Source organism: Nonomuraea sp. LP-02, from assembly GCF_036289125.1.
In the GTDB taxonomy this organism is placed as follows: Bacteria; Actinomycetota; Actinomycetes; order Streptosporangiales; family Streptosporangiaceae; genus Nonomuraea; species Nonomuraea bangladeshensis.
Window position 1 is genome coordinate 5,860,844 of record NZ_JAXCLK010000001.1, and the last position, 21,197, is coordinate 5,882,040.

The window sequence follows — 21,197 nt, forward strand, 5'->3', positions numbered from 1 at the left end:
GGCTACTTCGACACGCGCAGGCTGGTGGGCACCACGAGGGTGTTCGAGTTCAGGCTGAACGTGACGCCGTTGCCGTAGACGGTCTCGGTCGCCTCGTACAGCGGCAGCAGCTCCAGGTCCTTGACCAGCGAGCTCTGCGCGGCCTGCCAGCCCTCGCAGCTCTGCTCCCCGGCCTGGCTCTGCGCCTTCGCCGCCAGGTCGAAGAACTCCTTGTTGGTGTTGTACGTCCAGTTGCCGCCCTTCGGGGGGAAGTCGCCCGAGAGGATGCCCTGCCAGGTGCTCGGCAGGGTCGTGGAGATGGGCGCCCACACCAGGTCCCAGTCGCCGCCCTGGAAGATGACGTCGGTGTACGACGGCGACGGCGTCGGGGTCGCCTTCACGCCGATCTCGGCGAGCTGCTGCTGCATGAGCTCGATACCCGACACCACCGACTTGTCGGAGTTGGCGGGATAAAGCAGGACGAGCGCCAGCTCCTTGCCGTCCTTCTGCCGGGTGCCGTCCGCGCCCTTCGCCCAACCGGCCTCGTCCAGCTTGGCCGCCGCGGCCGTCTTGTCGAACGCCGTGAGCGCCGGGGTGATGTCGGTCGTCTTGCAGACATTGCTGTACGACGTCGTCAGGCTCTTCATCGGCGTGCCGCGACCGCCCGTCGTCACCTTGCCGACCGCGTCACGGTCGATGGCGCCGGCGATCGCCTGGCGCACGGCGAGGTCGTTGGTCGCGCGCCCCTTGGCCTGGTTGAAGAACACCAGACCCGGGCGGGCCGGCACGTCGATCTTCTCCAGCCCGGCCGAGTCGAGCCGCTGCCGGTCGTCGCCGGCGACGAGCCCGAGGTCCACCTCGCCCGACTGGAGCATGTTGGCGACCGTCGACTCGTTCTCCACGACCTGGACCGTCACGGAGGAGGGCAGGCCCTCCGTCTTGCCGGTCACGCCGCCGGCGCCCCAGGCGTACTCGGGGCGGAGCGCGAGCTTGTAGCTCTGGCCGGGCGACGACTCGGCCAGCTTGTACGGACCGGTGCCGAGCCACTCCTTGTCCAGCCTGCCGGGATCGGCCGAGCCGGCCTTGCAGACGACCGGCATGAGGCCGATCGTGGCGAACAGGAAGCTCTGCGCGTTCTCGCTCTGGAACGTGACAGTGCGGCTCGCGTCGTCAGCGTCGATCTTGAGCCCGGTGGCGGGGAAGTACACCCCCCGGAACGGGGACCCGGTCTCCTTGAGCCCCGCGTAATCGAAGCTGGCCTTGACGTCGCTCGCGGTCAACGGAGACCCGTCGACGCAGGTGATCCCCTCCTTGAGGGTGAAGCTGACCTTGGTGGCCGACTCCTCCCACTTCTCGGCGAGCAACCCCTGGGGCTCGGCTCCGGCGGCGAAGGACACGAGAGACTCGTAGCCGAACGCGGCGAGGCTCTGGGCCGCCTCCGTCGCGTTCTTGATCGGGTTGAGCTGACCCGGGTCGGCGGCGAGCGCGTACGTCACGCCGCCGTCGCCCGACGCCGCGCCGCCGTCGCCATCGCCCGACGCGCCGCAGCCGGTGAGCGCGACCGCGGTCGCGCTCACGGCCCCGAGGAGGGTAACAAAGCTTCGTTTCATGGTGGTCCTTCAACACGCACGCGTAGGGACACGTCCGGGGTTAATTAATTATTATGATTATGCAGAAACGGATGTTTCGGCGGTGTAACAATTCGGCCATGAGGTGCGATACACCCCAGCGAACCACTCAAGCCCGCCGCCCCCTTGCGGCACCTCACCTGTACGCGCCCATCAAGCAGGACCGGGTTGCGGCGATCTCCGAGCACGCGAGCGACACCGAGGCGGCCATCCGGGTTCCGATGACGCGCGAGCCCGTCGATGTCGGGCAAGATCGACAGCGAGATCATCACTGACACGTCCCTCCATCGGCTCCTCCCCCGATGGCGGAACACTGTATTCGTTACAATGATTCATGGCAACCATCGCTGAACTGCGAGGACACCGTGCCCGACCTGATGTGGGACGACGTGAAGCTCCTCTTCGACCCTGAGCTCAACGGAGTCCTGCCGGACGTCGTCGTCGAGAGGACCACCGTCGAGGACTGGCAGCTGCTTCTGGACCTCGTCCGGGCGCAGGGCTGGCAGTACGCCTATTCGGCGGGTGGAGGTGAGCCGACGGAGCTCCCATCCGCTGCCGGCATGGCCGAAGCCGCACATGCCGGCGAGACACCCGAGCTGCGAGTCTGGCCGATCAACGACCTGCTGCTCAGCTTCCGCATGTATCAGGTCGAGTCGATCGACTTCGACGTCGATCTGAGAGAGCTGCAGGGTCAGGAACGGCTGGACGTCCTCACGGACGTCTTCTCCCTGATCGGACGACGCCTCGGGAAGTCGGTGCTGCTGAGCGCGGAAGGAGACCTTGGACATCCGTACCTGGGGTTCGACGTCGATGCCGACCGCGTGGTGCTGATGGTGAACCCGAACGACCCACACATGTGACGACGAAGCCGCTCACGGCGGATTTCAAGATCCAGTAGACGCCTTGAGCATCTTCACCTGCTGGTCTTACCGTCGTGGCCATGCCACAGATCGATGACCCGGACGTGCTCAAGGTCTTGACCAGCCGGTTTCGGATGAAGCTCTTCAGCCTCCTCTTCCGGATCGGCCCGTCAACGGTAAGCGAGCTCGCCAGGCAGATGGGTGCCGACCCCGGCCAGGTGAGCTATCACCTGCGGCAAATGCAGAAACATGGCTTGATCGAGGACGTGCCGGAGCTCGCCCGGGACAGCCGGGAACGCTGGGTGCGGGCAGCCATGGTCGGGTGGGTATTCGACACGGACTCCGAAGCCCCGGAAGCCGCAGCCGTGGTACAGGCGTGGACTTCACAGTGGGTGATCGACCAGTTCGAACGGCTGCGCGACTTCCAACGCACTCACATGACGCTTCCCGAGGACTGGCGCGACGCGGGCTTCGGAGGCAGCCACCACCTAAGGCTCACCAAGGATGAGCTCGCGCAGCTCGCCGACCAGCTCCAGGCCGTGTTACAGCCGTGGCGCGAGCTGACCAAATCGCGCGTCGAATCGAGCGAGGCTCCGCCGGATACTCGCCCGATTCTCATCTTCTACCACGCATTCCCCGAAGAACCCTGAGGAGCTTTCCATGTATGCCATGCATGAGGAGCTGGCCCGCGCCTACCTCGCTGAGCAGCGAGCCGAGGCCGAGCGGTTACGCATGATCCCGCCACGCCCACGTCGGCCCGTTCTTCTACGCCTCCGCAGCCGCTTCGCGATCGCCCTCCGCCGCCTCGCCAACCGCCTCGAACCCGCCTGACAGTCCGTACGGGCCTCCGCCGACGTCAACCTCCAGAGCACGACCGTATGTCTCTGATCAGGGAGCCGGGCGCCGCCCCTCCAGGTCGAGCCAACTTTTCGTCGGACTCACCTGCCATCCTCTCCCTCATCTGTCCCGAGAGAACAGGATCCCCGTGAGCGACTACGACTGGCTCGACGACGACGCGTTCTGCGCAACCTTCGTCCGCGGTCTCACCCCACGCGAAGCGCTGGCCCGCCTCGGCATCGACGTGTTCGACGGGGACGACGAGAAAGGCGAGTTCGAGGAAGGGCTCATCTGCGCCCGGCCGGCCGAGGGCGGGACCATCCTGAGCGAGTGGAACGGCTTCGCCGGCACGCTGCCCGAGGTGCTGCAGCGCTTGTCGGCCGGGACGGTCACGGCGAGCGTCTTCGTCAACGTGAACCTGGTCGCGTCCTTCGACCATTACGCCGACGGCCACGACATCCTGACCTTCGACCCGCTGTTCGACGGCGCCGAGGACGGCCTCCCGGAGGACTTCCTCGCCAACCGGGCCGAGCTCGAACTGGCCGGCGGCAAGTCGGGGGGCGGGCTCGCCGCCGCGCTGCTGCTGGCCGAGCGCATCACGGAGGTGCGCCCGAACGCGTCAAGTGACGTGGTGGCCGCCCAGGGCGTCCTCGAGTACTGAGGTGCTGGACGAGCAGGTATCCGGCCGCCCGTGAGAACTACTTGACGCCACCCGTCCAGTACTTGATAGTTGGCGTCAAGTAGTTCGGAGGCTGCCATGAGCAAGGAGCTCCCGTCCTGGGGTGAGCTGACTTCCCAACTGATCGATCTGGTGGAGGTGCGCCTGCTCGATCCGCTGGAGATCCTTCTGGAGTCGCAATCAGACCTGTCGCCGGTACGCAGCCGGGTGGCCGAGCGGGCCGACGCGTGGGCTCTCGCGCTGCTGGGCGAGGACGAGGACCTCGCCCGATTCACCGCGATCCGGCTGGTGATCACGCTCTATCCCGGTGACCACGGCTTCAACCCGCCGCCAGGGTGGTGGCAGACCCCGCTCGGCCAGGTCATGGTCCGCAGGGTCGGCCACCCGGCGGCGGAGTCCGTCTCCTACGCGGTGGCGGGCGCGATGCTCGGCATCACCCGTCAGGGCGTCCACGACCTGGTGACCCGGGGCAAGCTCGACCGGCACGAGAGCGGGGGCGTGACGACCGACTCGGTGCAACGACGCATCACATCATCCGACGCGCGGGAGACCCGGTCGCGCGCACCACGAGAAGAGGCCAGCAGTGAGTCACGAGAATAAGCTCGCAGCCGTCGCGGGGCGGCTCCAGCCGGCCGACGACCTGAGCGTCAACCGGCTCGGCTACGGCGCCATGCAGCTTCCCGGCCCGATGATCTGGGGCCCGCCCGCGGACAAGGACGCCGCACTCGCGGTGTTACGCCGGGCGGTGGACCTGGGCGTCGACCACATCGACACCAGCGACGCCTACGGCCCGCACGTCGCCAACGAACTGATCCGGGAGGCGCTCCACCCGTACCCGGAGAACCTGGTGATCGCCACCAAGGTCGGCATCGTCCGGGACGAGTACAAGACGTTCAACGCCGAGGCCGGCCCCCAGGCGCTCCGTGACCAGGTCGAGGAGAACCTGGCGACCCTCGGCCTGGCGCGGCTGGACCTGGTGTACCTGCGGGTCGGCGGCGACGGCATGCTCTTCCCCGCCGAGACCCCCTTCGAGGAGTCCTTCGGCGCACTCGTCCAGCTCCAGGAGCGGGGTCTGATCCGCAACCTGGGGCTCAGCGGGGTCACCGTGGAGCGGTTGAAGAAGGCCCGCGAGATGGCCCCGGTAGCGTTCGTGCAGAACCGTTTCCACCTGCTCGACCGGGGCGCGCTGAACGTGTTGCGCTACTGCGAGGAGCATGGCATCGCGTTCGTACCGTATTTCCCGCTCATGTCCGGCATGCTCAACCCGGGCATCGACAAATCCCAGCTCCCTCCGGGCATGGCAATGACCGATGACCAGGAGACGGCCCTCGATGCGATCGCCGCCCAGCACGGCGCCACTCGCTCCCAGATCGCCCTGGCGTGGTTGCTGGCGGTGTCCCCGGCGACCCTCCTGATCCCCGGCACCAAATCCGTCGCCCACCTGGAGGAGAACCTCCGGGCCGGGTCGATCGAGCTGACCGACGACGACCTCGCCGAGCTGGACAAGTTCGCCTGACCCGCGCACGTCCGGGCGGGCCGGAGCCCAGGGCGAGCATGGGCAGGCCGATGTCCCCGCACCAGGCCGTCCAGCCGCACGCCCTCGCCCCGCGAGGCCCGTTCCTCACCCCTCCCGGCTCCTGTAGGTGGCCCGCAGCTCGATCAGCTTCTCCCTGGCCACCTCGTCCAAAGCCCGGCGCTGCTCCGGGTCCTCCTCCCACGTGGCTTCCGCGCACAAGACCCTGGCCGCCTCGTGCGGCTCGGCGTCGCGCACCACGTACCAGACGGTGTCGCCTCCGCCGCGCCGGTCGCGATCGCGGCGCAGGACCGTCACGATGCCGGAGACGAGGATCTGCCTGGTCCACGGGTTCCTGGCCAGGATCTGCCGATCCACTGTCAGCCCGTCGTCCATGAGCTCGCCGCCGAGCATGTCGTCCTCCCACCGCCACACCCGGCGGCTGACACCCGCTGGCACAGACGAGGCGCCACGGCCTTCGACCGGCACCGAGAACGTCTTCGTGCCGCCACGGCACAACTCCTTGGCGATGCGCTCGCCGTCGGCGTACTCGCGCAGCCGATCCTCGTCCAGGTCCTTCACGGACGACGGGCCCCACCGCGTCTGCTCGGCGTAGTAACGGTCCAGCAGCGGATCCACGAACCGCCCCGCACGCGCCCGCGGCGGGGTGCAGGAGGCCGGGGTGAGGTCCACGCCGTCCTCGATGTCGATCCCGGCCGAGCGCAACAACTCGTGAACAGAGACGCCACTGTCCTCCGCCTTGCCGCGCACCCTGCGCAACCAGCCGTCGAAGGTGTCCAGGTCCGGGTCCACGCGCAACGACGCCCAGTCCGCCGCCGCCGAGACCGGCACCGGCACCTCTCGCCGCGCCGGCGGCTGCACGAGCTGCTCGGGCTCGAGATCGATCGAGTAGTACAGAACGCCCCGCGCGATATAGGAGAACGGCGCCGCGTGCGTAATCGGATCGAAGACATCCCGGATCGGCCAGAACCTCAGCAGCCACGTCTCCTCGCACTCACCCGTGGCATGCCCGTCGCCCGGCTGAGGCTCACGCAGGTACATGTCCACGCCGTACTCGAAACGCGGCGGCCCGATCAGGAAGTCATGCCCCCTGCCGTCCATCATCGCCACGATCGCGACCACGCCACTCTCCGCCACGAACGTCGTCGAACTGACCGGCGTCCACGAGGCATCCGCGGGCCCCGGCTCGGCGTCCCAGGACTCCAGCCGCACCCCCGCGATGAAGTGGTAGATCTCGTCGGTGGGGGAACTCCACGCCGGCAGGTCGGTGCCGTCCAGCCCGAACGTGTTGTACTCGACGTAGACCTCGTCGTCGAGCCTTCGCAGCAACTGTGCCATGTCAACGCCTTCGCTTGTCGATGATCATCCTGGCTCGGCGGAGTATGACCGACCGCACCGACAAACCTGAATCACCCGACACGAGGAGCTGGGAACGGCCCTCACCGACTCCGACGCATCCCATCCCCACTGCGCTCTCCTGGGCGTGGTGCGCTTCCTTCGTGAGTCACGATCGCTACCCTGGCCGGCTCTCCTTTCCCCTGCGCTTCCCGAACCGCCGTTTCCGGATCTGGAGCTACGTGCCCTCACACAGCGGGCTCGTTCTACGGACGGAGTTCGAGCCGGATGCGCCGCACATCGAGCGCACGAACGACGCCGATCCAGACGACGTGACCTTCCTCCTGGGAAACGACCACTTCTCCGGCCATGTGCTCGCTGGCCACCTGTTCCTCGACCAGGAAGAACGATCAAGGTACAGCGACTTCGAGCGTTGACTGCGCACCCCCTCCGCCTGACCACCCTGTCTGCCGCCGAGATGCCGATCGGGCGGATCCCGGGTCAGCGGTCGAACCAGCGGGCTGCCGCAGACGTGAGCAATCCAACGACGATCGCCAATGGCAGGAGGGTGGCCGGGTGGACCAGCGTCGCCCAACCGAACTCTCTGTCGACGGCCGCGAAGATGAGACGGCTGCCGACCGCGACCACCTCGAAGGCGAGGGCACACCAGCGCACCCACTTCCTACGGGACGACCATCGAGCCACCAGCCACCCCATGAGCGCCACGACCACGACCACTTGGAGCGACGGGACAAAAAGTATCGGATCGCTGAACGCGACAATGATAACCGGGATCATAATTGCTGCACCGAATAGGCTGAAGGCCAGTTGCACAATCATGATGAACCTGAGGGCCCGTACGACGGCCGGCATCTGCTCGATCTGGATGGCCTCATTCATGTGATCATTCTGCTCTGTACGGGCAGCCAAGAACAGGCGTGAGCCGTGCTGAGAAACGAAGCACGAATCGTCGATCGCCCCAGCAGGTATGGCGGCCGGCCATGCAGTGGCGATCGGGAGAGGTGCATGACAGTAGCGCGACAGCGTGTCGGTCACTTTCTCGCTATAGAGATCGTCCTCCGCGAGAAGAAGGCAGCGATCAACGTGGCCGCCCCTGCAGCCATCAAGACGGTAGCGGGGATCTGAACAAGGTTACGGACGTCCTCGCATCTGTTCCTGAAGTCCATTTCTTCTCCTGCCAGGTCGCGAGTCTCATCCGTCAAGTAGTCAGGGAGAGACGCAGCAACAAACGCAGAACCACACGCCTCACCTTCTGAAGTAACAGGCATCAGGCCGGCAAGTACACCTGAGCCGATCAGCAAGAAGGCGACGAACACGAGGAGCTTGCTAGCCATAAGTACTCCTTGGGCAGGTTCATCCGAGCCTGATCATTCCAGGTCGATCCTTGACCCGAAAGCCTCGGCGGTGGGGCGGGACGTAGGGTCGATCCCGTGGAGGTCGCGTCGCGGTATCGAACATTGCGGCAGTGCAGGATCTGAGAGCATGCGTGAGTCGTCGCCTGAGGCGGTCGACCGCCTCAGGCGACGTCTTCGACATGCCTCCAGAGTGCCCCCCGCGCCGGTGCGAGTGGACCGGAAGCAGCAAGGGCGTTACCGGTCCTCTCAACCTCTGTGAATTGGTTGTTGCTGGACGGGCTGGCCAAGCCCGTGATCGCGTTCCTGGAGGAACGATTGGCCGAGATCCGGCAGCAATGGGGCTTGCGATATCCGCACGATCTACATTGGTCGGCGTCACGCTGGAGGGGTGACAATCTCTCCGCCTCAGCCAGATGAGCGGCGGCCTCGGCGCTGGCCGCGCGTGCTCGCCTGGACGGCGGCGGCGGCGACACTGCTGGTTGGTGTGGCCGGGTTCTTCCTGGGCTTTTTGCTGAACCTTCCCAGGGATCTGCTGGATGTGTTCGACAAGCGGTCCAGCGTGATCAGCATGGTGCTCTCCCTGCTGTTCGGCATGCTAGGGGTCTGGCTGCAACGACGTCCGCTCCCCACCACTGCCTCCTTACCTCCAGCTCCCATCGCGCTCTTACCGCGCCCACTGTGCCTGGCCGGACGTGAAGAGACACTGGCCGCTCTACACACCCGCCTGGCCGACGCTCAGACGTTGCCATCCTGGATAGCAGTCCATGGCCTGGGTGGTATCGGAAAGACCAGCTTGCTGGCCGAATACAGCCACCGCTACCTGCACGCGTACCGGCTGGTTTGGCACCTGGCCGCTGAGGAGCCCACCTTGCTGTCGGCTGCCTTCGCTGATCTGGCCACGCAGCTAGGAGTGCACCAGGGCGACGGCGCCGATCCGGTCCATCAGGTTCACGCCGTGCTCGACACCTATCCTGGCCGCTGGCTACTGATCTTCGACAACGCGCCCGACGCCGACAGCATCCAGGCATTCCTACCTCCTACGGGATCTGGGCATGTTCTGCTCACCAGCCGGTCGGGCAGTTGGCCGGACTCGCACGGCCTGGAGCTAACGGTCCTGGAGCGTGAACCAGCCACCGCCTTCCTCCTCCAGCGCAGCGGCCACGACGACGCGCAATCCGCAGCTGCCGTGGTCGCCGAACTTGGCGGCCTGCCGCTGGCACTGGAGCAGGCAGGCGCCTACATGGCCGAAACCGGCACCACCCCGAGCGGCTATCTCGCCCTGCTGACCAGTGACCGAACGGCGCTGCTCGCAGTGGGCACGCCCTGGGGCTACGCCGAGAAGGTCGCCTCTACCTGGCAGGCGGCCTTCGACCATCTCGCCACTACCAGCCCGCCAGCGATCGCACTGCTGCGACTGCTGGCCTGCTACGCGCCTGAGAACATCCCCTACCAGCTCCTGCTCGACGATCTCACCGTGGAGTCTCTCGTCGAACTCGGCATCGGCAAGGGGGCCAAGAAACAGCTGAGCCTGCTTCCCACCGGACGCATGCAGGTCAACGCTGCGTTGATCGCGTTACGGCGCTACTGCTTGATCAGTCGTCCCCATGACGGACTGGTCTCGGTGCACCGTCTGGTCCAGTCCGTCACCCTCGACCGGCTTACCGCTGGCCAGCGCACCGCCTGGTCCGCCGCCGCCAGCAGGGCCTTGCAGCAGGCCCTTCCCGGCACACCGTGGGCCTCCGAGGCCCGATCTGACTACCGGCGGCTGCTTGCGCACGCCCTCACGCTCCTGCCGCCCGGCTCCGGCGGCCTGCTCGAAATCTCCAGATATCTGGGCGCCGCCGGTGACTATCGCACCGCTCGCGCTCTGGCCCAGCAGCTGTACGGCCACCACACCGAACATCTCGGCGCTGACCATCCTGACACTCTGGCCGCCTGGCACTACCTCGCCCGCTGGACGGGGGATGCGGGGAATGCAGCCAGCGCTCGCGACCAGCTCGCCGCCCTGCTCCCCATCCGCCAACGCGTTCTGGGCTCCGAACACCCCAACACCTTGGCCACCAGGCACCACCTCGCCTACTGGACGGGAGAGGCGGGGGACGCGGCCACCGCCCGCGACCAGCTCGCCGCCCTGCTCCCCATCCGCCAACGCGTTCTGGGCTCCGAACACCCCCACACCTTAACCACCCAGTACAGCCTCGCTCGCTGGACGGGAGAGGCGGGGGACGCGACCGCCGCACGCGACGCCTTCGCCGCCCTGCTTCCCATTCGCCAACGCGTTCTCGGCCTCGAACATCCCGACGCCTCGCTCATCCGACATGGACTCGCCCGCTGGACAGGAGAGGCAGGGGGCGCTGCCGCCGCACGCGACCAATATGCCGCGCTGCTTCCCATCCACCACCGTGTCCTAGGCGCCGAACACCCCCACACCCTGATCATCCAGCACAACCTCGCCCGCTGGACAGGAGAGGCGGGGGACGCGGCCACCGCACGTGACGCCTTCGCCGCCCTGCTCCCCGTCCGCCAACGCGTCCTGGGCGCCGAACATCCCAACACCCTGCTCACTCAGCGCAGCCTGATCTATTGGACGAGTCGGGCAAGGAGTGTGTCACGGCTGTCTCGTGGAGGGCCGCGATGAAAACGTGACACTGTGTCCGAGTGGAACACCGTCAACGAGTTCCCCGATCCCGGCGTACGGTCATAGCGTCCGAGTACGAGGCCGATCCTGCGGCTCGTAGGGTCTCACTCGATCTCACCTACGAAGGCTCCAAGATCATCGCGATGCCTGCCGGACGTAAGGATTCCGTGAGAAACATCGGCCTGGGCGGTGCTTAGGGTGATCACGACATCGCCCCGTGCGTGCCCTCGAAGGGAATCCTCAACATGCGTCGATCCCTCCGCCGTGCCATGGCCGCGGCCATCGCCCTGATCGCGACCACGTCGTTAGCCCCGCTCGCCTCGCCGCCGGCCGCCGCGGCGAGTCCGAAGCGCCTCCGCATCGTCCACCTCGGCACCCTCGGTGGCACATGGAGCATCGCCCGAGGGATCAACAACCACGGCCACGTCGTCGGCGACAGTCCGCTGGAGTCAGGGCTCAGCCACGCGTTCCTGTGGAAGAACGGCACGATGACCGACCTCGGCACGCTCGGCGGCGAGACCAGCTTCGCCTCCGGAATCGACGACGACGGCCGCATCGTCGGTTGCAGCGAGCTGCCCTCGGGCCAGTGGACTCCCTTCCTCTGGCAGAACGGCAAGATGAATGACCTCGGCGCGCACGGCGCCCCCGGCTTCTGCGACGCCGAGGTCGCCAACGGGCACATCGTCGTCACTTTCGCGCCCACCCCCGGCTTCGCCGAACTTCGCGCCTACCTGCTGTCCGGTGACGTCAAAACCGTCATCGACCGCCGCCCTGGCCTGACCGCCAACGCCGTCAACGACCACGGCCAGGTGGTCGGCGCCGACAACTACACCGTCAACGACGAGGGCTTGCCGCTGCCGACCTACCAGGCGTACCTGTGGCACAACGGCACTGGCCGCGAGCTCGGCACGCTCGGCGGGATGAGCGCCCCCAACTCGATCAACAACCTCGGCCAGGTGGTCGGCAACTCCGACACGGCCGACGGCCGCCGTCGCGGCTTCTTCTGGAACGGCTCCTCCATGACGGCCCTTCCCCTGCCCGCCGACGCCTCCGACAGCGCCGGTGCCGACGCCATCAACGACCGCGGCCAGATCGTCGGCGGCTACAGCAAGGCTGACGACTGGTACAGCTTCGCCGCCCTGTGGGACTCCCCCACCACCCAGCCCCGCCTCCTACCGCTGCCCACGGACGCGCGGGTAACCAGCACCCAAGCTTTCGACATCAACAACCTGGGCTGGGTCGCCGGCTCCATCACCTACTACTGGAACACCGGCCGCGGCACCCAGGCCGTCATCTGGCGCTGACCAAGGGTCCAGAAGAGGGACTGCCGCGCCCTTGGACGCGGCTATCGGACCCCGTTGGTCATCGTAGACAGCCGGCCGCAAAGCGAGGGGCCCGTCACCGCGTCTCCGCTGGTGCAGCAGGTGCATGGTTCGAACTTGGGCAGGCTGAGCCGCCGGTTCTCCAGCGGACCGGCGGTTCTGCCGACCGCGGGCACCGACAGTCCCGCGCTTCATCCCGCGCGGATCCTGGCTCTTGAATCTCGGCATGTTCCAGTGTCCTAGCGGCTGCCTACATCGGGAACTGTTTAGAGTCACCGTATGCAGGTCGATCAGTATGTGTATTTTGCGCTCAAAAGTGAGCATGTGTCCGCTGCGGAGATGTCAGCACGGCTCGGCCTTGAGCCTGACGTGGTCACAATCCGCGGCAAAAGAATTCTGGAACCGCCGCGCCCGGCCGTTCATATCTGGCAGGTCAACGGCCCACGGTCCTCAGAGCGTCCGGTGGACGACATTATCTTGGCCCTGGTCGACCGCCTGGAACCGTACGCCAAGATGATCGGCGCGGTCGCCGAAGAACTGGATCGGCATGAACCCGGACACACGGCGACCCTGCAAGTGGTCCGATTCTTCAGCGACGAAGAGGACGAGGTCGCGGCGCCGGCGCTTCCAAGCATTCCGGCTCGGCATCGGCCGCTGGGATGGCATCTGGATCGGCGTGTCCTGAACTTCTTACAGATCACACGTGCCGAGCTCGACGTCGATGAGTACGGAGACAATCTGTAACAGATTGTTGGATCGGCCACTTAAACGTCGGACACGAAGTCCGCCTAGACCACCAGTTCTCGGCCGATCATGGTCATCGTCGATGCCCGAGAGTGCGGCGCGACCTTGCGTTATACGACTGTAGCCCATTCATACCCTAGATCGGATGAAGCCGTATTCGTACGCTAACGTCGTGACTCATCCTCGCGACGCTCCGGCAGCAGTGGCGTCGGACGGTTCGCCGGCAGATGACGACTCCGCTGGAGCTCTGCGTGACCTCATCGCTCGTCCACTGACCTCGGAGTCGGTTCCGCGGATCATTCCCGCACCGGTGGAAAGAGCGTGGATCAACGCCACCGACCAGCGCTTCGTGCGCCGCTGCCTCCCTCTTACCGTCGCGAATCAGAGCGGTTGGTGGATACTCAACCCCGTGCCTTTCCAGGTGACCTGGATGGGTCGCGACCACGCGGAGGACCTCGTCATCGAGGCGCCGGGGCCCGCGCGCCCGCTTGCCTCGAGCCATTTCGGCTACGGCATCGTCACCTTCTCAATTCCCTACCTTTTTCGCACCCCACCCGGCTACGGGCTGCTGGTTCGAGGCCCGGCCAACCTGCCGAAAGACGGCATTCAGCCTCTCGAGGGGATTGTGGAGACCGACTGGATCGCCGCGACGTTCACCATGAACTGGCGCGTCACCCGGCCGTTCGACCCGATTCCGTTCGCGGTGGACGAGCCCATCTGCATGATCGTGCCCCAGCGACGTGGTGAGCTGGAAGAGTTCGATCCCCGGGTCGCGCCGCTCGACGGCGATGCCGAACTGGCCTCCCGGTATGGCTCGTGGCTGACGTCGCGGAACGACTTCATGCGCGACCTCCCGCACACGGCGCGGGGTGCTGCGGCTTGGCAGAAGGACTACTTCCAGGGTCGCGATGTGGACGGGACCCGGCATGTCGATGATCACTGCGTTCGCCGCACCCTGCGGCCCTTCGCCCCCGTTGACGAGGAGTGACAGATGGCTTTCCGCGCGAGTCGACTGCGGATTCAGCTGCCGTGCGGCCAATCCGGGTCGGTCATCGACGTCACCGCCGCGATCACGGACGCCTTCCCGGCTGGCACGTGCGATGGGGGGTGCAGCGACTCTCCGCAGTCAGCGGTGTGCCCGCCACCGCCGCCACCACCCCCGCCTCCGCCTCCGCCGTGTGGTGTGCCCAGCGCGTTCATCAACTTCGACCCGGCCGACATCTGGGACCCGATCCTGGACCGCGTCGAGCTGCCGCGTGTGCAGCCACGTCTGCTGCTCGACGCGGCCGACCTGCCGCTGCTCAAGCGCGATCTGGAGGTCAAGCTCAAGATGGCGCAGTACGCCCAGGACGCCGCGGCACGCGCCCGTGCGCAGGTCGAGGCGCAGCTGCGTGACCTGGCCACCGCCGAGGCTCAGCTTGCGCAGCTGCCGGACGACGACCAGTAACGCAGTGACCAGTAACGCAGTAACGTGAGCGGCCCGCCACCCGCTTCTCGGGACGCCGTGATCTACCGCGCCAACCGCGAGTACTCGGCGGTCCTGCTGGACCGGCTTCCGCCCGACGAGCAGGCCGCGCTGCGCAGCGGTCATCCGGACGGTGACGTGTACGGCGCGCTCGTGCCACGCCCCGGATCGGACCTCGCGGTGCGTTCGCTGTCGTTCGAGACAGCGCTGTTGTACTTCGCGTTGCTCGAACCGGGTCCACTCCCGGCCTTCGCGGCGCGCAGCATCAGGGAATCGGGCGCGACCGTCCAGCGGCTGCTGCTCGACGGCGTCCTCGAGGTCGCGGACGGCGACGGTTTCGTCTCCGGCCCGCGGTATCTCGCGAGCCGGGTGGCCGCCGCGCAAGCAGTCGAGCCACCCTCGCAAGACCAGTCGATCGCTGCCCTGCGTTACGCCCAGGCCTTGGGCCCACTACCGGAGGATGACCTGGCACTCCGTCTCTACGGTTACGGCAGGCGTCCGCTCTCACCCGGCCTTGGTCGGCGGCTCCCAGATCGGGCGGCTGTCGCCTCGGCCCTCGGCGCGGACCGGGTCGGCGACGTCCTGCGCGCCCGCGGCTGGATGGGCAGCGAGGACGAGCACTGGTATCACTGGCTCGCTCCACGACCGGACAGCTCGACGAACGCCGACTCGCCGCAGTACAAGCTGTACGTGAACCCACTTCCTGCGGAGACGCGCGAGGCTCTCGACCAGGTGCTCCGGGCGTGTGGCGCGGGCGCGCACGTGATCGGGTTCAAGGTCGCAGCCGGTCTCGGTGGCTTCTGTCGGCCCGATCGCGTCGTCGCTTACTTCGCCGACTTCGCCGCGCTGTCGGCGTTCGCGGAGGAGCTCTCGGCGAACGTGGCCGGGTGCACTGGTGTCGCGGTGCCGTTCACGGCGCCGATCTCCGCCGACGGGCTGCTGTCATGGGGGGCGGATCCACCGCGTCCCGCACGTGGCGTGCGGTCGACGAGCTGGCGGATGTGGTTGTGCCGCCGGCTTGCGCACTACCTGCGGGTGGCGCGCGCCGCCGACATCGGGACGCTGGAACCGTGGCAGTTCGCGTTGCATCGGTTGCAGGTCAGCGGCATCGACGCCACGTCGTGGACGCCGTCGCCGGCGTCGTGGACGGAGGTGCTCGAGACCGGATGACGATGACGTCCGCCCAAGCGAAGCTCGTCCTCCCGGCTGATGTCGTCATCACGCCGGTCGATCAGGTGCCGCGCGAGACGCGGGCTCGCTTCGAACACGCTGACGGTGACTTTTGTGTGACGCGTCCGCACAGCCGCACGACTACCTGCGTCGTGAGCGGTCCGACCGCCGAGCTCCTCGAGCGTTTCCGCACCCCGACATCGATCGTCGACGCTGTCGTGGAGTTCGCCGTCGCGTCGCAGCGCGACGCCCATGAAGTGCTCCAGGAGTCCTTCCCGGTCCTGAGCGCGCTGGCCGCGGACGGGTTGCTGACGCTGGAGGGAGATGTCGCAGCCGAGGCCGTTCGGCCGCTCTGGGCCCCGGGGCACCGCGTCGCCGACATCACGATCGTGCGCTGCGTCCGGGTGCTCGACGACACCGAGGTCTATCTCGGGCGCACAGAGCGCGGGGAGTTCGTCGCGGTGAAGCGCCCGGGCCGGTCGCCGGGGCCGAGCGCGTTGACCGCGCTGCGTCACGAGGCCCGGGTGTTGAGCCGTCTGGCCGGCAGAGCCGGTCCGGCGTTGCGGCAGGTGGAGGACGACGGCGACGGGGAGCCGGTTCTGGTGCTCGGCTGGGTTTCGGGGGTTGATCTGGAGACTGCCGGGGCTGACCTCCGCGGGCCCGAGCGCCGCGCCGAGCTGCTCAACCTTGCCGCGGGGGTCCTTGACTGCTATGCCGGTCTGCACGCCTGCGGTGTCCTCCACGGCGACGTGCACCCCCGCAACGTCCTGGTAGGGCCGGACAACGAGGTCACCGTCCTGGACTTCGGGGCGGCATGTCTGCCGGACGCCGGCGGTGCGCCGGTCCGCGGCGGCATCGACACCTATCAGGCCCCGGAGATCGCGCGGGCTCGCCGGCAGACCGGGTTCTTGCCCGAACCTTCTGCGGCCTCGGAGCAGTACTCGGTGGGTGCGCTGGTGTACCTGCTCATCACGGGGGGTGCGACCCATCTGTTCTCACTGCAGCCAGGCGAGATGCTGCGGCAGGTGATGGCCGACGCCCCGCTGCCGTTCGAGCACTACGGGCTCAGCAGCCCGGCGGTCGAGCGGTGCCTGCTCCGCGCGCTGGCCAAGGAGCCCCACGAACGCCACCCGTCGGTCCACGAGTTCGCCGACTCGTTCCGCCAAGCCGCCGCCGCAGATCTGCGGGCAGCCCCACGGGCGCTGCGGCTGGGCCTCGATCAGGCCGCCGAAGGGCTCGACCAGGCGTTGACCGACCTCAGCCCGACGGGGAATCGGCAGAGGAACGGACTGCCGGCACCGACAGCCTCCATCGGCCACGGCGCCGCCGGACTCGCCTACGCGCTGCTTCACATCGCGCACGCGCTCGACCGCCCGGACGTGCTCGCCGCCGCCGATATGTGGTCGACCCGGGCTGTCCTGTCCGAGACCGACGCGAACGCGTTCCGCGACGACAGCCGCGGCATCGGGCCTTCCCTGTTCGGGAACGGATCGCTGTTCCACCACGCCGGGGGCGTCCACCTGGTGCACGCCTTGGTCGCACACGCCCGCGGGGACTCCCGAACCTGCCGGACCGCTGTCGACTCCTTCCTGCACTGCGCACAGCCCGACGACGCCCTCGACGTGGCCTTCGGCCGAGCGGGCCTGCTCCTGGGCTGCACCACTCTGGTCGCGCTCCTGGGGCCCGAGGAAGAACTCATCGCGAGGGGCACCGCGATCGGGGACGGCCTCTGGGCCGCCCTCGCGGACCATCCCACGCTGAAGACGGGCGAGGGGATCACGCTGCTCGGCGCGTCGCACGGCTGGGCCGGCATGCTGACGGCCCTGCTCCGTTGGAGCACGGCGACCTCGACCCCGCCGCCGGAGGGGTTGGCCGGCCGCCTGCGGGAGCTTGCCGAATTCGCGCGGCCCCTGGGGCGAGGGCTGGTGTGGCCACGAAAGTCCGACGGTAGTGGCGACGACGCGATCCTCAGTGCGAGCTGGTGCAACGGCTCGGCCGGTTACGTCGCCTTGTGGACGGCGGCCGAGCAGGTGTTCGACGGCGATCAGGCCCAAGCAGACGCACTGAGTTACGGCGACCTCGCCCGCGCGGCCGCCTGGCACGCCTACGAGGCCCCCGGGTCCGCACCGGCCGGCGTCTGTTGCGGATTGGCGGGGCGTGGTCTCGCCCTGATGGCGCTTCACCGGCACACCGGGGAGCTGGCATGGTTGGCGAGAGCCCGGTTGCTGAGTGCACGTGCCGCCGCCGAGTCGGCCCTGGGCCGCGGGCCTGCGCCGAGTGCGGAGCGCCGAGTGGACGAGGTGGAGTCGAGCGACAACCCAGGCCTGCTCCACGGACCGATCGGACCGGCGTTGCTCACCGCGCAGCTCGTTGCTCCTGACAACGCCGTCCTCAGTATCGCGGGTGCTTGGTGAGCGCCCCTTCTGAGGTAGACGTACTCACTGCGGGAGCTGGTGCCGCCGCAGACACATCCAGGCGAAGCGGCGCACCACCATGATCACTAGGGAACACATAAGGAACGATCAACCGTAGAGCGCCGGCGACGCCCATGGACAGCCGGACACGGTTAGCGCCGGACGGATCATATGGGAGTTCTGGGCCGTCATGGCGGCGAGCAGCACGCCGCCACCCGAGCAGGAACAGCGCCCTACTTGGTCAGGGATTCGGCGACGAGTCGCCAGATCTCCGCGGCCAGGTCCATGTTGCCGCTCTGCTGGGCCTGCTCGGCGAGCTTGCGCAGCCCGGCGAGCGCCGCGTCCTGCTCGCCCTCCAGGAGCAGGACGCGGTTGCGCAGGACGTCGAGCCGCATCCGCTCCTGGTAGGTGAGCAGGTCGTCGAAGCCGGCCAGCCGGTCCAGGACCGTGCGGGCCTCCTCGATGTCGCCGGTGAGGACGGCGATCCGGGCGCGCACGGCCAGCAGTTGCTGCTCGATGGTGGGGGCGCCCGCGAACGGCATCGCGGCCTGGACTTCCGCGACACGCCGCTGGGCGGACTCCGTTCTGGGCGGATCGGCCCTGAGGTCGAGCCGGGCCGCGCCGAGGCGCAGGCGCATCCAGATCGTCAGGTCGTCACGGCCGTCGAAGCCGTCGATGGCCTGGTTCATCAGCTCCGCGCCGGTGTCGAGGTCGCCCTTGCGGACCCGGATGTTGGCCACGGTCCACACGGCTTGGGCCCGCAGCACTCCCGAGACCTGGTCCGCCAGCGTGAGCAGTTCGTCGGCGTGCCGGGCGGCGTCGGGGAGTCGGCCGGCCTCGGCCAGCGCCGACACCAGGGCCAGCAGTGTGGAGGCCCGCACGCGCTCGGGCAGCGCTTCGCGTTCGGCCAGCTCGTAGGCGTGTGTCGCGGCATCGACGGCGCCGACGATCTCTCCGGTGCTGCGCATGCAGCGCGACAGTGCGGCCAGCACTCTGGACTGCAGCTCGGGTAGCCCGATCTGCGCGCTGAGCGTGACCAGCTCGTCGAGGCATGTCCGCTGCTCGGCGTACTCCTGACGCCACTGACGCCATTCGGCGACCTGCCAGAGGGCCTGCCAGCGCAGCAGGGGGTCCTCCCCCTCGGAGGTTTTCAGGGCGTCGCTCAGGGTCTGGCCGCCTTCGTCCCTGCTCAGGCCGGTGGCCAGGGTCAGGCTCTCGGCCAGGGAGGTGGCGGTGGACTGGGTGAGTGCGGCAGGGCTGATGCCGAGCTGTGCGGCCAGGTGCGCGATGGCCCGTTCGGTGGGCTGACGCGCCCCTGATTCCAGCCGGGACAGGTATCCGGTCGACATGCCCTCGCCCGCGAGGGCTGCGAGCGTCAGGCCGCGTTCGGTCCTCAGTTGCCTGAGACGGCGGCCGAAGACTGGTTGTTCGAGCACGTTCGAACTCCCGGGTAGCGGTTGACGTCGTCCGACGTCCGGAGGGTCACGCCAGAGGCTAGCTCATTTGCCTCTCTCTGGACAAGTTCTTGCCTTACGTCGATGCCCCCACGCCACGCTCTTGGCAATTCGTTTGGCAAATACTTGCCAAGAGCGTGGCAACAGCCGTAACGTTCCTGTCGTCGCCAACGGACCTCGTCGCCGACAAGCCAGAAGCACCCCCGAAGGAGCACCGGCATGTCCCTCACCCTCGCCCTCACCGACCAGGACCAGCTCACCCTGCGCACCGCCGCCTGGGGCGCCGTCTCGCTGATGTCGGCCGCCGGCGCCGCCGGTTCGGCGCACAAGGCCGCCGCCGAGGGCTCCGTCGCCCTGACCTCCGCAACCGGCCTGGTCGGGCACGTGCTGGCCAAGGCGCTCAAGGGCGTGAAGTACGGCAAGACCGTGGCCGAACTCGCCGACCAGGTGCTGCCTGCCCTGAACGCCTCCATGAGCCTGCTCAGACAGCAGGCCCCGGCCGAGGCCGACAACTTCCGCCGCACCGTCCTGGTCGCCGTCGAAGCGGCCACCCGCGGGAGGCCCAGCCCCACCATGACCGAGATGGCCCGCAAGATCAGCGCCGCCCTCGACGCCGCTCCGGCCACGCCCGAGGTGGGCGCGGCGAACACCGTGGCCGGGCAGGATCGCCCGGAACTGCAGAAGGCCATGCAGGCGTTCGTCGACTCCGGGATCGCCACCGGAATGCAACTGCGCGTGAACGACGAGCGCGGCGAGTGGGTCGGCACCGCGGGAGTGCGCGAGCTGGGCTCGTCGGAGAAGCCCCCGGCGGACGGACGGTTCCGAATCGGCAGCTCCACCAAGACGTTCGTGGCGACCGTGGTGCTGCAGCTCGCGGCCGAGGGCAAGGTCGGGCTGGACAGCCCGGTGGACGGCTACCTGCCCGAGTTCGCGCTGGACGAGCGGATCACCGTACGGATGCTGCTGCAGCACACCAGCGGGATCTTCAACCACACCGGCGAGTACTACGAGGACGGGACGTTCGCGCCGGGAATCGCGTGGTCGGGCAAGGAATGGGTGGACGGCCGGTTCCGCACCTACCACCCCGAAGAGCTGGTCCGGCTGGCGCTGTCCAAGCCGGCGCGGTTCGAGCCGGGCACGGACTGGAGCTACTCCAACACCAACTACGTGCTGGCCAGGCTGCTGATCGAGCGGGTCACGGGCCGCTCGTTCGCCGAGGAACTGCAGCGGCTGATCCTGGGTCCGCTGGGGATGACGGGCACCGAGGCGCCGGGCACCTCGACGGAGATCGCCGGGCCGCACGCCCACAGCTACTACCGGTACGAGGACGGCGGCCGGGAGCACACGGTGGACGTCACCAGCCAGAACCCTTCCTGGATCTCCGCCGGCGGCGACATGATCTCGACCACCGAGGACCTGCACACGTTCTTCTCCGCGCTGAACGGCGGCCGGCTGCTGCCCACCGAACTGCTGACCGAGATGCGCAGGCCGGACCCGAAGATCGGCTACGGCCTGGGGATCTTCAAGCAGGACCTGGGCGAGAACGGCGGCACCATCTACCACCACAACGGCGGCATGGCGGGCTCCGCGGCGCTGATGTACAGCACGCCCGACGGCGGCAGGACGCTGACGGCCTCGGTGACCTACGTGGACGACGCCGCCCTGTCCAAGGCGGCGGCGTTCCAGCAGGCGACGCAGCAACTCATCGACGAGGTGTTCCGCGACGGCCGGACCACGAGCTGAGAACAGCGACCAAGACCCC

20 protein-coding genes are annotated in these 21,197 nt (G+C 67.9%); 15 read left to right on the forward strand and 5 right to left on the reverse strand.

The window, feature by feature from the left end; genetic code table 11:
- Positions 1 to 2 precede the first annotated feature (2 nt).
- Entirely contained in the window at positions 3 to 1,556 is a 1,554-nt protein-coding gene (locus SMD20_RS27475) for an ABC transporter substrate-binding protein (RefSeq protein ID WP_329586444.1), read from the reverse strand.
- A gap of 416 nt (positions 1,557 to 1,972) precedes the next feature.
- On the opposite strand from SMD20_RS27475, the gene SMD20_RS27480 reads away from it, so the two are divergent.
- From SMD20_RS27480 to SMD20_RS27505, 6 genes are all read left to right on the forward strand, one after another.
- A complete protein-coding gene (locus tag SMD20_RS27480) occupies positions 1,973 to 2,467 on the forward strand; it encodes a hypothetical protein (RefSeq protein ID WP_329586446.1) in 495 nt (164 codons plus the stop codon).
- Between the two features lie 80 nt (positions 2,468 to 2,547).
- Complete coding sequence (locus SMD20_RS27485) at positions 2,548 to 3,117, forward strand: ArsR/SmtB family transcription factor (RefSeq protein WP_329586448.1); 570 nt, start codon at positions 2,548 to 2,550, stop codon at positions 3,115 to 3,117.
- Positions 3,118 to 3,127: 10 nt separating this feature from the next.
- Positions 3,128 to 3,298 carry a hypothetical protein gene (locus tag SMD20_RS27490; protein WP_329586450.1) on the forward strand — a complete coding sequence of 57 codons (171 nt, stop codon included), beginning with the start codon at positions 3,128 to 3,130 and terminating at the stop codon, positions 3,296 to 3,298.
- 154 nt (positions 3,299 to 3,452) lie between these two features.
- On the forward strand, positions 3,453 to 3,965 hold the full coding sequence (locus SMD20_RS27495) for a DUF6461 domain-containing protein (RefSeq protein WP_329586453.1): 513 nt from the start codon (positions 3,453 to 3,455) through the stop codon (positions 3,963 to 3,965).
- Between the two features lie 96 nt (positions 3,966 to 4,061).
- Positions 4,062 to 4,583 (forward strand): hypothetical protein, encoded by a 522-nt coding sequence (locus tag SMD20_RS27500; RefSeq protein WP_329586455.1) that lies wholly within the window; start codon positions 4,062 to 4,064, stop codon positions 4,581 to 4,583.
- Entirely contained in the window at positions 4,567 to 5,499 is a 933-nt protein-coding gene (locus tag SMD20_RS27505) for an oxidoreductase (RefSeq protein ID WP_329586456.1), read from the forward strand. The genes SMD20_RS27500 and SMD20_RS27505 overlap by 17 nt, the downstream gene beginning before the upstream one ends.
- Positions 5,500 to 5,604: 105 nt before the next feature.
- Here SMD20_RS27505 and SMD20_RS27510 read toward each other — a convergent pair whose 3' ends face one another.
- On the reverse strand, positions 5,605 to 6,855 hold the full coding sequence (locus tag SMD20_RS27510; protein ID WP_329586461.1) for a hypothetical protein: 1,251 nt from the start codon (positions 6,853 to 6,855) through the stop codon (positions 5,605 to 5,607).
- 44 nt (positions 6,856 to 6,899) lie between these two features.
- Here SMD20_RS27510 and SMD20_RS27515 point away from each other — a divergent pair, with 44 nt between their 5' ends.
- Positions 6,900 to 7,289 carry a hypothetical protein gene (locus tag SMD20_RS27515; protein ID WP_329586464.1) on the forward strand — a complete coding sequence of 130 codons (390 nt, stop codon included), beginning with the start codon at positions 6,900 to 6,902 and terminating at the stop codon, positions 7,287 to 7,289.
- Between the two features lie 64 nt (positions 7,290 to 7,353).
- Here SMD20_RS27515 and SMD20_RS27520 read toward each other — a convergent pair whose 3' ends face one another.
- Both SMD20_RS27520 and SMD20_RS27525 read right to left on the reverse strand, forming a co-directional pair.
- Entirely contained in the window at positions 7,354 to 7,908 is a 555-nt protein-coding gene (locus SMD20_RS27520; RefSeq protein WP_329586467.1) for a hypothetical protein, read from the reverse strand.
- A complete protein-coding gene (locus SMD20_RS27525; RefSeq protein WP_329586469.1) occupies positions 7,905 to 8,207 on the reverse strand; it encodes a hypothetical protein in 303 nt (100 codons plus the stop codon). The genes SMD20_RS27520 and SMD20_RS27525 overlap by 4 nt, the downstream gene beginning before the upstream one ends.
- Before the next feature lie 463 nt (positions 8,208 to 8,670).
- Between SMD20_RS27525 and SMD20_RS27530 the strand changes: the two genes are divergently transcribed.
- The 7 genes from SMD20_RS27530 to SMD20_RS27560 all read left to right on the forward strand — a co-directional run bounded on the left by SMD20_RS27530 (position 8,671) and on the right by SMD20_RS27560 (position 17,981).
- Complete coding sequence (locus SMD20_RS27530) at positions 8,671 to 10,866, forward strand: tetratricopeptide repeat protein (RefSeq protein ID WP_329586470.1); 2,196 nt, start codon at positions 8,671 to 8,673, stop codon at positions 10,864 to 10,866.
- Positions 10,867 to 11,111: 245 nt separating this feature from the next.
- Positions 11,112 to 12,170 (forward strand): hypothetical protein, encoded by a 1,059-nt coding sequence (locus tag SMD20_RS27535; protein ID WP_329586472.1) that lies wholly within the window; start codon positions 11,112 to 11,114, stop codon positions 12,168 to 12,170.
- 297 nt (positions 12,171 to 12,467) lie between these two features.
- Entirely contained in the window at positions 12,468 to 12,932 is a 465-nt protein-coding gene (locus tag SMD20_RS27540; RefSeq protein WP_329586475.1) for a DUF4279 domain-containing protein, read from the forward strand.
- Between the two features lie 145 nt (positions 12,933 to 13,077).
- Positions 13,078 to 13,920, forward strand: a complete 843-nt coding sequence (locus tag SMD20_RS27545; RefSeq protein ID WP_329586479.1) for a DUF6065 family protein — start codon at positions 13,078 to 13,080, stop codon at positions 13,918 to 13,920.
- A 195-nt stretch (positions 13,921 to 14,115) separates the two neighbouring features.
- On the forward strand, positions 14,116 to 14,379 hold the full coding sequence (locus SMD20_RS27550) for a hypothetical protein (RefSeq protein ID WP_329586481.1): 264 nt from the start codon (positions 14,116 to 14,118) through the stop codon (positions 14,377 to 14,379).
- Positions 14,380 to 14,436: 57 nt separating this feature from the next.
- The gene (locus tag SMD20_RS27555) at positions 14,437 to 15,567 is read left to right on the forward strand and encodes a hypothetical protein (protein ID WP_329586484.1); all 1,131 of its coding nucleotides are present in this window, start codon (positions 14,437 to 14,439) and stop codon (positions 15,565 to 15,567) included.
- The gene (locus SMD20_RS27560; RefSeq protein WP_329586487.1) at positions 15,564 to 17,981 is read left to right on the forward strand and encodes a lanthionine synthetase LanC family protein; all 2,418 of its coding nucleotides are present in this window, start codon (positions 15,564 to 15,566) and stop codon (positions 17,979 to 17,981) included. Before SMD20_RS27555 ends, SMD20_RS27560 begins: the two co-directional genes overlap by 4 nt.
- A 233-nt stretch (positions 17,982 to 18,214) precedes the next feature.
- Here the strand turns inward: SMD20_RS27560 and SMD20_RS27565 are convergent, their stop codons facing one another.
- On the reverse strand, positions 18,215 to 19,417 hold the full coding sequence (locus tag SMD20_RS27565; protein WP_329586490.1) for a helix-turn-helix domain-containing protein: 1,203 nt from the start codon (positions 19,415 to 19,417) through the stop codon (positions 18,215 to 18,217).
- 237 nt (positions 19,418 to 19,654) lie between these two features.
- Here SMD20_RS27565 and SMD20_RS27570 point away from each other — a divergent pair, with 237 nt between their 5' ends.
- Positions 19,655 to 21,178, forward strand: a complete 1,524-nt coding sequence (locus SMD20_RS27570; protein ID WP_329586493.1) for a serine hydrolase domain-containing protein — start codon at positions 19,655 to 19,657, stop codon at positions 21,176 to 21,178.
- Positions 21,179 to 21,197 lie beyond the last annotated feature (19 nt).

What these genes read in the sequence shown, in the direction of transcription:
- SMD20_RS27485 (WP_329586448.1), top strand. Translation starts at nt 2,548, where the DNA reads ATGCCACAGATCGATGACCCGGACGTGCTCAAGGTCTTGACCAGCCGG.
- SMD20_RS27490 (WP_329586450.1), top strand. Translation starts at nt 3,128, where the DNA reads ATGTATGCCATGCATGAGGAGCTGGCCCGCGCCTACCTCGCTGAGCAG.
- SMD20_RS27500 (WP_329586455.1), top strand. Translation starts at nt 4,062, where the DNA reads ATGAGCAAGGAGCTCCCGTCCTGGGGTGAGCTGACTTCCCAACTGATC.
- SMD20_RS27510 (WP_329586461.1), bottom strand. Translation starts at nt 6,855, where the DNA reads ATGGCACAGTTGCTGCGAAGGCTCGACGACGAGGTCTACGTCGAGTAC.
- SMD20_RS27515 (WP_329586464.1), top strand. Translation starts at nt 6,900, where the DNA reads ATGACCGACCGCACCGACAAACCTGAATCACCCGACACGAGGAGCTGG.
- SMD20_RS27525 (WP_329586469.1), bottom strand. Translation starts at nt 8,207, where the DNA reads ATGGCTAGCAAGCTCCTCGTGTTCGTCGCCTTCTTGCTGATCGGCTCA.
- SMD20_RS27535 (WP_329586472.1), top strand. Translation starts at nt 11,112, where the DNA reads ATGCGTCGATCCCTCCGCCGTGCCATGGCCGCGGCCATCGCCCTGATC.
- SMD20_RS27540 (WP_329586475.1), top strand. Translation starts at nt 12,468, where the DNA reads ATGCAGGTCGATCAGTATGTGTATTTTGCGCTCAAAAGTGAGCATGTG.
- SMD20_RS27545 (WP_329586479.1), top strand. Translation starts at nt 13,078, where the DNA reads ATGAAGCCGTATTCGTACGCTAACGTCGTGACTCATCCTCGCGACGCT.
- SMD20_RS27560 (WP_329586487.1), top strand. Translation starts at nt 15,564, where the DNA reads ATGACGATGACGTCCGCCCAAGCGAAGCTCGTCCTCCCGGCTGATGTC.
- SMD20_RS27570 (WP_329586493.1), top strand. Translation starts at nt 19,655, where the DNA reads ATGTCCCTCACCCTCGCCCTCACCGACCAGGACCAGCTCACCCTGCGC.